Here is a 13,290-nt window from a genome sequence, read left to right on the forward strand (position 1 = left end):
AGCGGCGGCCCGCGCTCAATGCAGGATGAACTCGCCCTTCAGCGAGCGCCATTCGCTGGCGGCGATCAGCTTGCGATGGACGTAGCGCACCGAATGCAGCGGCCCGTCGAGCTTCTCCTGCCAGAATTTGAGGAAACCCCGCATTTCGGGAAAATCCGGCGCAAGATCGTAATGCTGCCAGATATAGGTTTGCAAGAGTGTGGGATGATCGGGCAGGCGGTAGAGGATCTGCGCGGTGGTGAGGCCGTAGCCTTTCAGCATCATGTCCATTTCGGGTGTCATATCGTGTCCCCTGGAGTTGAGCCTTGATGACGCCGCAGCGTCAGCGAAATTGGAACACTGCAGGCTTAATCGTGGCTTAACAAGACGTAATATTTCGAAATGTCCGTGCAAAATCATGATGTTATCACTCTATCTGAACGGCTGCTGCCAAACTGGTTCATCTGCGGTTCAGACGGTGAGGCGTCATTCTGATGATGGAACAAACCAGACCGCTTCCCGTTTAAGCGCGCCGCACCTGGCGCACAGGGAGTGGTTATAAAGACGATCAGGAGAAAACATGTCCAAGCGAACCGGATATCTTGCGAGCGTGGCAATGCCGCTGATCTCGATGAGTCTGATGGTGCCCCAGGCGCTGGCAATGCCCGCCATGCCGCCGCTGCAACCGGCCGCGATGGCCCAGGATCTCATCCGCGTGCAGGCGCAGCCGGGCGGGCCCGATGGGGCCGACGCCGAGGAACTAAAGAAGCGCCACCAGATGCCGGCCGGCGAAGAGCCCGCCGCACGGGGCGCACCGGAAGCCCGCCCGGAACCGAAGGCAGAGGCGCGCCCGGAACCGAAGGCCGAGCCGCGCCCTGAGCCCCGCGCCGAGCCGCGCCCGGAACCGAGGGCAGAGCCTGCACCGCGCGCCGAGCCGGCGCCCAGGGCCGAACAGCGTCCGGAACCCAAGGCCGAGCCGCAGCGCGAAGCGCCGGAAGCGGCCCCGAAGCCGCGTGCCGCCCAGCAGGAAGCGCCCGCCGAGCGGCCGCAGGCGCCGGCCCGTGCGGCACCGGAAGAGCCCCGTCCTGTCGACGCGCAGCCCGTCGAACCGAAGCCGGTCGCGCCAAAGCCTGCGCGTGAAAAGCCGGCAGAGCCTGCACTTGCACCGGCCGAAAAGCCGGCACCGATCGGCAAGCCTTCGCCTGCCGCGCGCCCCGGTGATGCGGAAAAGCCGGCACCGGCCGAAAAGCCTGCCGCGGAAGCGCCCCCTGCGCCGGCCGGCGAAAAGCCGAAGCATCCGCCCGCTGCAGAACCGGCCGCTCCGTCCGAGGCAGCACCGGCACGCCAGCAGCAGCGTCCGGGCGAAACCGGCAGACCGGCTCCGGCCGCCGGCGAAGCGCCCGCTGAGGCTCCGGCTCCGGCCGAGCGTCCTGCCACGCCGCTCTCCGGCGAAGCGCCGGCTCCCGCCGCCCGCCCGACGGCCCCTGGCGCACAGCCGCCTGAAGGCGCACCCGCTGCTCGTCCCGGCGTGCCGAAGCCGCCCGTTGCCGGCCAGCCGCCTGTTCCCGGTCAGCCCCCTGTTCCCGGTCAGCCCCCGGTTCCGGGCCAGCCTCCGGTTCCCGGCCAGCCGGCAGCACCGGGCCAGGCCGCAACCCCTGTTGCCCCGACCGTTGCATCGCCGACGACGCCTGAACAGATCGAGCGGGCCCGCAAGATCGCCGACAATCCGGCCTCCAGCACGCAGCCGATCGTTCTGCCGGTGGAAAATGGCGCAGCCGTTCTCGACAGCGCCAAGGAAGCGCCGCCGGTAGCCGGCCAGCGCCCTGCCGGCCCCCGCGATGGCGGCCCGCGTGATGGTACGCCAAGAGACGGCGGACCGCGTGGGGCAGGGCCGCGCGACGGTGGTCCGCGGGGTGGACCGGTCCCGGTCGTTGATCCGAACGCACCGCCGCCGCCCCCGCCGCGCTCGGATGCCGATGCCCAGGCGGGCCCTGCCGGCCGTGCCGCACCGCCGGTGCGCATCGAGGCGATTACCGCCGAACGCGGCGAGCGGATGCGCGAACGCCCGCGCTACGACCTGCCGCCCGGTTTCGACGGACGCAATGTCGGTGGTCCGGCCGATGACGGCCGTATCATCATCAACTTCGACAACCGCACCATCGTCCGCCACGACGACAGCCGTCGCTTCTACGACAGCGGCTATACGCCGGAATACGAGCGCCTGCCCGGCGGCCGGACCCGCGAAATCATTGATCGCGACAATGGCGTGCAGATCGTGACGATCCGCGACCGTTATGGCGACGTGGTGCAGCGCTCGCGCATCGGGCGGGACGGTCGTGAATATGTCCTGTTCTACGCCGGCGACCAGCGCGATGACCGCGGCCCCGACTATGAATGGCGCGACCCGGCCTACGATCTGCCGCCGATGCGTCTGACGATTCCTGTCAGCCAGTACATCATCGACACCTCGACGGATCCGGACCGGGACTATTACCAGTTCCTGGAACAGCCGCCAGTGGAGCGCGTCGAGCGGGTCTATTCGCTGGATGAGGTGCGCTATTCCGCCCGTATCCGCGACAAGGTGCGCCGTATCGATCTCGATACCATCACCTTTGCAACGGGCAGCGCCGACATTCCGATGAGCCAGGCCCGCTCGCTGCGCAAGGTGGCCGATGCCATCAATGAGGTGCTGAAGAAGGACCCGAGCGAAACCTTCCTCATCGAAGGCCATACCGATGCCGTGGGCTCCGACGAGAGCAACCTCGTGCTGTCTGACCGGCGCGCCGAGCAGGTGGCGGTCGTGCTGAGCGAAGTCTACGGCATTCCGCCGGAAAACATGACGACGCAGGGCTATGGCGAGCGTTACCTCAAGGTCAATACAGCGGGCCCCTCGCAGGAGAACCGCCGCGTCACCATCCGCCGCATCACCGCACTGGTGAAGCCAGTCGCGCAGAATCGCTGAAGCACTTCTGCACTGCAATCATGGCCGCCGGAGAGATCCGGCGGCTTTTTCGTGCGCGAGCTAGGCTCGCGACTCATGATGCCCTCCAATAGCACCATGTCGCGGCGATGAAGATTGCGCAAAGCAATGTGTGGGTGCATCGGTCGTACGGGCTGGGATGCGTTTGCACGTCGGGCAGGAGACCACCAAGGCGGTCGAGGTGAAGATTATGCTGTGGCTGAGGCTTGCGGCAACAGCATCCCGACTACCGGTTGTTCCGGAACCTGGCTATCCTACCGTCAAAAGTGGGCGGTCAGGCCGCTCATAGGGGAAATTGAGGGTTGGGTTCAAAATGCTGAGGGAACAAGCCATGGCCGCGTATTCCGGCCGGAATGTGAATAGAGGGACGGCGCCGTGAACTTGCAGCTTCAGCAGCCATTGCTGGATGGCGGATCTTTGCAAGCAGGGCGGATTGACAAGGAGATTGTAATCGCCGGTCTCGCTCGCGACTGCGCGCACTCGCTGCCGCGGTTGCTTCCGGTGCTGGAGAAACTGGCCGAGCGTTTTTCCCGTCGTCATTTCATCTTTCTCGAAAACGATTCCCTCGATAGGACAAAGGAAGTTCTCCAGGCTTTCGCTAAAAAACATTCCTCTTGTTATTTTGATAGCTTGGACGGAATTGGCCGGACTTACCGCAAGCGGACGGCTCGATTGGCCTATCTGCGCAATGCCATTCTGCAGCGCGCCGAAGCCTGTGTCGCGGATCCTCAGCATGCTTTTCTATTGCTGCTGGACCTTGATGACGTCAATTCCACCGTTACCGTCGATTATCTGGTCAATCTTGTCGAAAATGACACCGGCGACTGGGCTGGCCTCTTCGCCAATCAAGCGGACCACTATTACGATCTGTGGGCCTTGCGTCATGCCAGGCTCTGCCCGGACGATGTCTGGAAAAAGGTGCGCGAGCGCCCCAAGGAGATGAGCCGGGAGGACGCCGTTGCGCGCTTCGTCACAGCGCTCTCGTTTTCGCTACCGCCAGATCAAGGGCGTGTGGAGGTAGAAAGTGCCTTCGGCGGATTGGGCCTTTATCGGTTTTCCGCGATTTCCGGGTGCCGTTATGTGGGGCTTGGCGATGATGGCCGTGAAGTTTGCGAGCATGTGGCCTTTAATGAGGGGGTGCGCCGGCGTGGCGGTCGGCTTTTCATTGATTGCGCTCTGATCAATGGCAGAGGGACCGAGGCTCATGCGCCGCCCAGGACCCGCTGGCAAAAGTGGAAGAAGCGCCTTCGCAAACTGAGGGTGCTATGGGAGAGGGGGCGGAAATATGACCCCACCCTCTCCACACAAGGCTGATTTTCGCACCGGGCTACGCAACAGAAGCGAGTCCGGTATGGGCGGTTGGTCGCAATGGCTGCCGTGATCGAGCCTGACAGGCGGAGACCTCCCCGGAAAATCGCCTTTCGCGCTGCCGGCTTTTGTCTCTCGGCGCCGATTGCGGGTCGAGCGGTCTCAGGTCCGGGCCCATAGCCGGATGTGGTTGAGCCGGATTGCCGAAGTCTTTCGGTGAGTATGGCAGTTACGGTCTGGACCATACGAGGTTATGGGGGCCCCGCCACAGAGTGGACCAGGCGCAGTGGTGGATTGTGCGACGATCATCGTGAAGCGGCAGGCATGTCGAGACAGGCAAGAGCAGTGGGTCAGGCGTCGCGCCCCGTCCTGCCAAGGCCCACCACGTCGAGCACGAAATCGGCGATGGCGCCGGTGTCGTTCAGATCGAAAATCGGAAGGGTGGCGTCGGGGACGGGGTGGTCGGCCGCGATGGCTTTGATATAGGGATCGCTCGGCGCAAGCGGTTCGCGGCTCGTCGCCTCCAGCCGGCGTGCCTCGATCTTGGGCACGGGCTCGCGCTTGTAGCCCTCGATGAGGACGAGGTCGCAGGGTGCAAGGCGGGCGAGAATGTCTTCGAAACTCGGCTCGGGGGCTCCGCGCAGCTCGTGCATGATGGCAAAGCGCGTGCCGGACACCAGCGCCACCTCATGGGCGCCGGCCTGGCGATGGCGGTAGCTGTCGGCGCCGACCTTGTCGATATCGAAATCGTGATGGGCGTGCTTGACGGTAGAGACGCGAAAGCCGCGCCGGGTCAGTTCCTCCACCAGTCGCACCGCAAGGCCGGTCTTGCCGGAATTCTTCCAGCCGGAAATGCCGAAGATCCGTGGCTTTTCGTCGGGTGCCGTCATGTCAGAGTGCCTCAAGATAGCGATGGGCGATGTGCAGGTCGTCCGGCGTGTTGACGTTGAGGAAGGGATCGAGCGGGCCGATACCCGTTGCCTGATCCGGAAACGCCACCGTCACCGTGTCATAGCGCGCGAGAAACGCTTTGACCCTCGGGTTTTCCGGGCCTTCGAGAAAGGCCTGTAGTGCATCCGCGATTTTCGCAGGAAAGAGGCCGCAGACCGGGTGTTCTGCGCCGCGCGAGGCGGCAACGGCAATTTCGTGGCCCTCGTCGATGGCCTGTTGCAGGCGTTCGACCAGATTTTTTGGCAGGAATGGGCTATCGACGGGAGCGCAGAGGACATGATGCGCGGCCGGCGCCGTGGATGCGGCGTGGCGAAGGGCCGTCAGAATGCCGGCAAGCGGGCCGCGCTGGCCGGGCAGTGTATCGGGCACACGGGGCAGATCGGCCGGGAGCGTAAACCCTTCCGGGGCATTGATGGCAAGTGTCGAAAGCTGGGGGGCAAGGCGCGCAACCGCGTGGGACAGGAGCGGCTGATCCCCCAGCAGGACATGGGCCTTGTCTCGCCCCATGCGGCTCGAGCGGCCACCGGCCAGGATGACGCCCGGCGGTTTGTGGAGAAGAGGCTGGTCCGGCATCATGTCCCCTCGTCAATGTTTGCCGTCGGGCGGATGGATCTGGCGGCAAGGCTGCGGACTCGCCGCTTTTCGCGGTAGAAGGCATAAAGGCCGGAGGCGACGATGAGACTTGCACCGATCGCCATATAGCCGTCCGGGCGCTCGCCGAAGAAATAGAATCCGAGCGTCAGCGAAAAGATCAGGCTGGTATAGCGCAGGGGCGCGACCAGCGAGATGTCGCCGGAGCGCATGGCAATCACGATGGTCTGGTAGCCGGCGAGGATAAGCAGCGAGGCAATGGCGAGATGCCCGAGCGCGGAGGCGCTGACCGGGCTCCAGCCGCCCATCGGAATGATCAGGATGGCGCCGAAGAGCGTATTGGTCAGCGCCGCAAACAGCGAAACCAGCAGCGTCGGGATACCGGTATGGATCCGCCGCGTGGTGAGGTCGCGCCCGGCAGTGAAGAGGACGGCAATCACGGCAAACAGCGAGGCTGGCACGAAAGCCTCCGGGCTTGGCCTCAGCACGATCAGCACGCCGATGAAGCCGACGATGATGGCCACCCAGCGCCGCCAGCCGACGGGCTCCTTGAAGACAGCCCAGGCGCCAAAGGTGACGGCGAGCGGCAGTGACAGGAGAATGGTGGCAGCCACGGCCAGATCGATATGGGCGAGCGCCGAGATATAGGTAACGGCCGCCCCGATCTCGAAGGCGGAGCGCAGGATGACGATGGGTGAAAACATCAGCCGGATCCGGTACAGAAGCCCGAAATGGCGGGCCAGAATCACCAGCATGACCAGCGTCATCGTGCCGCGCAGAAACATGATCTGGCCGACATTCATTTCCGGCGTTACCATTTTCACGAAGGCATCGTTGGTGGTGAAGACCCCCATGGCAAGCGTCATCATCAGCGCGCCGCGCGCATTCGGTGACAGAGGCATTTCCAATTCCCTAGACGGATTTTCGAGCTGATTTTAGCAAGGGCTTAAAGCATCGTCGGGAAGTGGACCAGCCGTCCGTGCAACCGCTGCGACTAATAGTCGTATTTTATCCCATAAATGGGCAGAGGGCGTCGTATGTTAACGAATGCGCAATAGCTGATGGGCCAGTTTTGCCGACGTTCCGCATGAGGTGGAATGACGCGTGACCGGTGCCGATGCGGGCAGACCGGGTTGCAGCACGGGGTAGTGCGATGTCATTCCTGGACCGTCTCTTGCAGAGCCGCCGGATCGTTACCAAGGTCCTGCTCTTCGTCGTACCGTTGATCCTGCTGATCGCGGGTGTCGGTCTTGCCGGCTTTTATACGGCACGGATGCTGAACGGCCACATGACCGTGACCCGGGCGACCATTGAAAACATCGGCGACTTCGAAGAGTTGCAGGCCGATCTCCTGGGGTTCTTCGCCGATTCCTCAAGCGCCAATCTCGCCAGCCTGCGCGAAGGCATCGACCGCCTGGGCAAGGGCGTCACGACGCTTGACGGGTTGCAGCTCTCGGATGCCGACCAGGGCCGGCTTGAGGTGGTGCGCCAGACGGCGCCGGCGCTGCAACAGCAGACGGCGGCCCTTTGGGAGATCCGGCGCAAGATGACCCGGGCCGAACAGGCGATGGAAGCAGGCGTCGACGGGATCCGCGCGCAGGCCTCCTCCGTCAATGCGCAGATCACCACCGTGCGCCAGGAAGCGGAAAGCAAGGAGCGCTTTGCCAAGGGCGCTCTGTTTGATGCCTTCGTGCTGAAGACGGTCGACCGCCATATCGAAAACATTGTCGATGCCATTCGCGGCGTGGCCGAGGACGACACGACGATCAAGGCCGCATCCGCCTATCTCGGCGTGCTGCAAAAGCAGTTCCCGAAGCTCGAGGGTCGCGGCACGACCAAATCCGCCCGCATGGTGGACGGCGTAAAGCTGCAGGTGCAAAAACTGCAGGAGCTGATTGCCGGGCCGCTCCCGACACCGGAAAAGGCAGCGGCGGTGCGCGCGGCCGTGGCAGCATTTGCGCCGGTGCAGGAGGTGTTTCGACAGGAAGTCCTGCGCAGCACGGCCACCGCCACCGACCGCTTTGCCAACCTGGAAGACGACGTGCAGCTGATGCGCAGCCTGCTTGCCGAAATCGGCAAGTCCCTGCAGCTCACCGACCTCTTGCAGTTGCATACCGAGCGGCTGCGGGTGACGCTTACCATGCCGGCGCGTGAAGAGGTTCTGGCCGATATCCGCGGGCTGACGGCGGCCAGCGGCAATGTCAGCACGCTTGGCGTCAAGAACGAGGTCATGCGGGAGTTTGCACCGCAGCTTGCGCCGCAGCTCGACCAGCTGACCCGCAACAGCGAGATCATCCTGCAGCTCTCCGGTGAGTGGAAGAGGGCTCGCACGACGGCTGAGGAAACGCTGGCAAACGGCATGGCAGGGCTGAAGAATTTCGTAGCCGAGGCGCAGGAGGCCGGCAAGCAGGACAGCGAGCGCTCGGCCAATCTGTCGGTCGCGGCCACCGTGATCGGCACGCTTCTGGCGATCATCGGGGCGCTGATGCTGGTGGAGACGCTGCGCGGGCCTCTGCGCAGGGTGACCGACATCATGACGCGGCTCGCGAGCGGCGACCTGGAGGTCAAGATCGACGGGCGCGAGCGCGGCGACGAGATCGGCGACATGGTGCGCTCGGTCAGCGTATTTCGCGATGCGGCGCTCGAAAACGTCCGGCTGGAAGAGGAAGCCAATGCGGCGCGCACCGCAAGCCAGACCGAGGCCGACCGGCGCGCGGCCGAGCGGGCGCGGATCTCCAACGAACAGCGCGTGGCGCTTTCCGCGCTCTCGGATGTGCTCAACCTTTTGGCCGATGGCGACCTGGAACGCCAGATGAGCGAGGACCTGCCGGCGGAATTCGTCGAAATGGCCCGCACCTATAACCGCGCCGTGGCAACGCTGCGCGCGACCCTTTCGGACGTCCGGCTGGTGGCCGGGGATATCGACAGCGGCACCGGCAATCTCGCCGCATCCGCCGACGATCTGGCCCGCCGCACCGAGCAGCAGGCCGCAGCGCTCGAGGAGAGCACGCGGGCGCTGCGCCAGCTTGGCCAGATCGTCAGCGCCACCGCCGAAAGCGCCAAGCGCACGGCGCAATCGGTTGACCAGACCGAAGCCTTCGCCACCCGTTCCGGGGCGGTCGTCACCACTGCCATTACGGCGATGGGCGAGATCAGCCGCTCCTCGGAAAAGATCGGCACGATTATCGGCGTGATCGATGAAATCGCCTTCCAGACCAATCTTCTGGCGCTGAATGCCGGCGTCGAGGCGGCGCGTGCGGGCGAAGCCGGCCGCGGCTTTGCGGTGGTGGCCCAGGAGGTGCGCGAGCTTGCCCAGCGCAGCGCCAATTCTGCAAAGGAGATCAAGGGCCTGATTTCCGAAAGCGCCCGGCAGGTGGAAAACGGCGTGCAGCTGGTTGAGCAGACCGGGGAGGCGCTGAGCGAAATCATCGGCCATATCGGCACCGTGCAGAAGCTCGTCGCAGACATTTCGGCCGCGACCGGCGAACAGTCCGTCGGCATCAACGAGGTGACCCATGCGCTCGGCGAGGTGGAGCTGATCACCCAGCGCAATGCCGCCATGGTCGAGGAAAACAATGCCGAAATCCACGGTCTTCGCGGCCGCGTCGAGGCACTGTCGGAAAAGATCGAGCATTTTCGCACCAGTGAGCCGGTGTCGGGCGGGGCACGGCGGGAGTGGGCGGCGTAACCCACGACTTTCTGATGTCAGCAAAGCCGTCGCGGCGTGATCTGCGGCGGCTTTTTCGTTTTTCTGACGCCAAGTCAGAACCAGGTCGATAAGAGCTTTACGGGACGGCCTTCACCTTCGTCACCGTGTCTCCGACAAACGCGATGACATAGCCGCCGGTGCGTTCGGCATCGGCCGCGAGCGCGCGCAGGCGCGTGGCATAGGGTTCGTGCGAAAGGGCGTCGGGGCGGGTGGGATCGACGAGGACGGTGGTCTGCGGCCCCTGGCGGTAGAGCATCATTCCAGCCTGCTGCGGCTGCCATTCCGGGCCAAACTCCCCGCAGCTGCGCCAGAGGCAGAGAAAATCCCGGCAGAGTGTTGGGCGGCTGTCGTAGATCGTGCAGCCCTTCTCCTCGACACAGTGACGGCAGAGGGTATTGGCCGGTTTGTCGAGCGCTTCGATATCCGGAAGATGGCAGCAGAAGGTGCAGGTGCCGCACTGGCGCGATGCAAGGTCTGTGGCGACGGAAGCGAGACGGGTAAGCGGCGGTGCGGTCATGCCTGGTTTCTACAGCATCCGCGTTTTATGGGAAAGCCGAACAGTTGGGAGCGATGCGGGACAAGACGCCCCGAATCGTGAGCGGTCAAGCGTGGGGTGCTGCCGTCTTGCCCTCAGCCGCCGGCGTCGACTTGCGGCGATAGAGGAAGAGGGTCGCAACGAGGCCGCAGACGGCGGCAAAGCTCATCCAGTAGCCGGGGGCGGCCTTGTCGCCGGTCGCTTCGATGGCGAAGGTGGAAATGGCGAGCGACGAGCCGCCAAGCGTGGTGGCAAGGCTGTAGGCGAGCGAGAAGCCGGCGGTGCGCACCGTGACCGGCACCACTTCCGTCAGTGCCACGACCATGGCGCCGTTATACCAGGCGTAGATGAAGGAGAGCCACAGCTCGACGATCAACATATGGCCGAAGGTGATGTCGGACACCAGCCAGGACAAGGCTGGATAAGCGGTCAGCACGGCGAGCACCGTGAAAGCGATGAGGATCGTCTTTCGCCCGATGATATCGGAGACGGCACCGGCGATCGGCAGCCAGATGAAGTTCGAAACGCCGACCGCCATGGTGACGAGCAGGGCCTGCGATTCCGTCAGATGCAGAACCGTCTTGCCGAAGGAAGGCGTGTAGACGGTGATCAGATAGAAGGAGACGGTCGTCATCATCACCATGCCGACGCCGCCGAGCACGATCGGCCAGTTGGTAAACAGCGTGCGGAAGATCTCCTTGGTATCCGGCTGGTGCTTGCGGGCGGCAAATTCCTTGGTTTCCTGCAGCGAACGGCGGATGATGAAGATGAACGGAATGATCATGCAGCCGACGAAGAAGGGAATGCGCCAGCCCCAGTCGGAAATCTGCTGCGGCATCAGAATCTTGTTGAGGAGAAAGCCGAGGAGCGCGGCAACAACGATCGCCACCTGCTGGCTGGCCGACTGCCAGCTGACATAAAAGCCCTTGCGCCCGGGCGTTGCCATTTCCGAGAGGTAAACCGATACGCCGCCGAGTTCCACGCCTGCCGAAAAGCCCTGCAGAAGCCGGCCGATGAGGACGAGGATGGGTGCCGCGATGCCGATGGTGGCATAGGAGGGCACGAAGGCGATGAGAACCGTACCCATGGCCATGATCAGCAGGGTGACGATGAGACCCTTGCGCCGGCCGATGCGGTCGATATAGGGCCCGAGCGTGAGCGCGCCGATGGGGCGCATGACGAAGCCCGCGGCGAAGCTGAGGAAGGTCACCATCAGCGACACGAACGGATTGTCATTGGGGAAGAAGGTTGCGGCGATATGCGAGGCATAGATGCCGAACAGGAAGAAATCGAACATTTCGAGAAAGTTGCCGCTCGTGACGCGCAGCACCGTCTTGATCGTCTCGGCTCGTGATTCTGCCACGAACGTACTCCTTTGAGGAAGGGTGCCACTCGCAGGCCGGTCTGGGAGCCCCGGCCGAGGCGCCGATGGCAGACCTCTGATGAATCTCATGGATGCCGGTCGCCCGGACGGGCGTGCTGGCAGCCAAGCTGGCTATACCCGTTGACCGCACCCCGCAACGGGTTTGCGACCGAAAGCCGGCAAAAATCGGTCAAAACACGGTCGCCGCCTTGTCCCGGCAGGCGATGCGGCGGCCCGTCGCCGGGGTCGCAACATGTGTGTCCATGGTGCAACCCGGCCCGATTCGGTCAGCCGCCGGTGACGCTCATATGGCGCGACACGGCCGGGCGGTTGTTGCGGTCGATGATGAAATCATGGCCCTTCGGCTTGCGGGTGATCGCCTCGTCGATGGCCGACGACAGATAGGCGTCATCGGGAGACGCGCGCAGCGCCGTGCGAAGGTCCGCCGCGTCGTTCTGGCCAAGGCACATGTAGAGCGTGCCGGTGCAGGTGAGGCGCACGCGGTTGCAGCTTTCGCAGAAATTATGCGTCATCGGCGTGATGAAGCCGAGCCGGCCGCCGGTTTCTTCGACCCGCACATAGCGCGCCGGACCGCCGGTCTGGTAGCCGATATCGGTCAAGGTAAACTGGTCTTCGAGCGATGCGCGCAGCTGCGACAAAGGCAGGTACTGGTCGGTGCGATCCTCGTCGATCTCGCCCATCGGCATGGTCTCGATGACGGTCAGGTCCATGCCCCGGCCATGTGCAAAGCGCAGCATCTCCGGAATCTCGTGGTCGTTAAAGCCTTTCAGCGCCACGGCATTGAGCTTGATCTTGAGGCCCGCCTTCTGGGCGGCCTCCATGCCCTCCATCACGCGGGCAAAATCGCCCCAGCGGGTGATGGCCTTAAATTTTTGCGGGTCGAGCGTATCGAGCGAGACGTTGATGCGCCGCACGCCGCAATCGTAAAGTTCCTGTGCATAGCGGGAAAGCTGCGAGCCGTTGGTGGTCAGCGTCAATTCGTCGAGCGCGCCCGCTTCGATGTGGCGACCGAGCGCGCGCACCAGAAACATGATGTTCTTGCGCACCAGCGGCTCGCCACCGGTCAGCCGCAGCTTGCGCACACCCTTGGCGATGAAGGCGGAACAGAGACGGTCGAGTTCTTCGAGCGTCAGCAGATCCCTCTTCGGCAGGAAGGTCATGTTTTCCGCCATGCAATAGGTGCAGCGGAAATCGCAGCGGTCTGTCACAGAGACGCGCAGATAGGTGACGGCCCGCCCAAACGGGTCGATCATCGGCTGGCGATCGAGGGTGAGCGGCGCATGGGCACCGTCAAGGGCGAGGGGCGGCTGGACAAAACTGTTCAAGGCAATTTCTCCTTAAGCGCCAAGATGGGTCTTGATGCTTGTGTCGTCAAGTCGGATAGGATGCGCACCTGCCGCAACGCCTGCCCTTGCAAGGAAAGCGCTGCGCTCCATCTTGCTCTCGTAACGGAAGATCCCCCGATGAGTGACACTTACGACAAGGCCTGGCCGACCGAGCTTCGCGTCTCTGAGGATAAGCGCCTGCTGACGGTTGCCTTTGACGATGGCAGGCGGTTCGAGTTACCGGCCGAAATGCTGCGCGTGCTGTCGCCGTCCGCTGAGGTGCAGGGCCATGGTCCGGGCCAGAAGGTGACGGTCCCGGGAAAGCGCCTGGTCGGCATCCGCAATGTGGTGGCTGCGGGTAACTATGCCGTGCGCATCGCCTTTGACGATGGTCACGACAGCGGCATCTTCACCTGGCGCTATCTCAGGGAACTCGGTGAAACGGGCGACGCCCTGTTTGGCGCCTACGAGGCCGAGCTTGCCGAGAAGGGCCTCAACCGCGATACGCCTGCGATGGCGCGCTAGACG

Annotated in this window: 11 protein-coding genes; 4 read left to right on the top strand and 7 right to left on the bottom strand. The window is 63.9% G+C overall.

The annotated features are described in order from the left end of the window. Nucleotides 1–15: 15 nt before the first annotated feature. Complete coding sequence (locus ACEXP3_RS14570) at nt 16–282, bottom strand: usg protein (RefSeq protein WP_210104895.1); 267 nt, start codon at nt 280–282, stop codon at nt 16–18. Between the two features lie 277 nt (nt 283–559). On the opposite strand from ACEXP3_RS14570, the gene ACEXP3_RS14575 reads away from it, so the two are divergent. Both ACEXP3_RS14575 and ACEXP3_RS14580 read left to right on the top strand, forming a co-directional pair. Continuing rightward, complete coding sequence (locus tag ACEXP3_RS14575; protein WP_377297938.1) at nt 560–2,941, top strand: OmpA family protein; 2,382 nt, start codon at nt 560–562, stop codon at nt 2,939–2,941. Between the two features lie 393 nt (nt 2,942–3,334). Further along, complete coding sequence (locus ACEXP3_RS14580; RefSeq protein WP_377297939.1) at nt 3,335–4,273, top strand: hypothetical protein; 939 nt, start codon at nt 3,335–3,337, stop codon at nt 4,271–4,273. Nucleotides 4,274–4,617: 344 nt separating this feature from the next. On the opposite strand, the gene mobB is transcribed toward ACEXP3_RS14580, so the two are convergent. From mobB to ACEXP3_RS14595, 3 genes are read right to left on the bottom strand one after another with little or no spacing between them, the layout of a single operon-like run. Further along, nucleotides 4,618–5,157 carry a molybdopterin-guanine dinucleotide biosynthesis protein B gene (gene mobB, locus ACEXP3_RS14585; RefSeq protein WP_377297940.1) on the bottom strand — a complete coding sequence of 180 codons (540 nt, stop codon included), beginning with the start codon at nt 5,155–5,157 and terminating at the stop codon, nt 4,618–4,620. Between the two features lies 1 nt (nt 5,158). Continuing rightward, a complete protein-coding gene (gene mobA, locus ACEXP3_RS14590) occupies nt 5,159–5,791 on the bottom strand; it encodes a molybdenum cofactor guanylyltransferase MobA (protein ID WP_377297941.1) in 633 nt (210 codons plus the stop codon). Next, nucleotides 5,791–6,711 (bottom strand): DMT family transporter, encoded by a 921-nt coding sequence (locus ACEXP3_RS14595; RefSeq protein ID WP_377297942.1) that lies wholly within the window; start codon nt 6,709–6,711, stop codon nt 5,791–5,793. Before ACEXP3_RS14595 ends, mobA begins: the two co-directional genes overlap by 1 nt. Nucleotides 6,712–6,962: 251 nt before the next feature. Between ACEXP3_RS14595 and ACEXP3_RS14600 the strand changes: the two genes are divergently transcribed. Continuing rightward, nucleotides 6,963–9,497, top strand: coding sequence for a methyl-accepting chemotaxis protein (locus ACEXP3_RS14600; RefSeq protein WP_377297943.1), 2,535 nt, complete (start codon nt 6,963–6,965; stop codon nt 9,495–9,497). 97 nt (nt 9,498–9,594) lie between these two features. Here ACEXP3_RS14600 and ACEXP3_RS14605 read toward each other — a convergent pair whose 3' ends face one another. From ACEXP3_RS14605 to moaA, 3 genes are all read right to left on the bottom strand, one after another. Further along, on the bottom strand, nt 9,595–10,035 hold the full coding sequence (locus tag ACEXP3_RS14605; protein WP_377297944.1) for a hypothetical protein: 441 nt from the start codon (nt 10,033–10,035) through the stop codon (nt 9,595–9,597). Between the two features lie 85 nt (nt 10,036–10,120). Next, nucleotides 10,121–11,416 (bottom strand): MFS transporter, encoded by a 1,296-nt coding sequence (locus ACEXP3_RS14610; protein WP_377297945.1) that lies wholly within the window; start codon nt 11,414–11,416, stop codon nt 10,121–10,123. A 287-nt stretch (nt 11,417–11,703) separates the two neighbouring features. Beyond that, the gene (gene moaA / locus ACEXP3_RS14615) at nt 11,704–12,690 is read right to left on the bottom strand and encodes a GTP 3',8-cyclase MoaA (RefSeq protein WP_377297999.1); all 987 of its coding nucleotides are present in this window, start codon (nt 12,688–12,690) and stop codon (nt 11,704–11,706) included. 210 nt (nt 12,691–12,900) lie between these two features. Here moaA and ACEXP3_RS14620 point away from each other — a divergent pair, with 210 nt between their 5' ends. Next, the gene (locus tag ACEXP3_RS14620; protein WP_377297946.1) at nt 12,901–13,287 is read left to right on the top strand and encodes a gamma-butyrobetaine hydroxylase family protein; all 387 of its coding nucleotides are present in this window, start codon (nt 12,901–12,903) and stop codon (nt 13,285–13,287) included. Nucleotides 13,288–13,290 lie beyond the last annotated feature (3 nt).

This window comes from Neorhizobium fuzhouense (assembly GCF_042611105.1).
In the GTDB taxonomy this organism is placed as follows: Bacteria; Pseudomonadota; Alphaproteobacteria; order Rhizobiales; family Rhizobiaceae; genus Neorhizobium; species Neorhizobium galegae_A.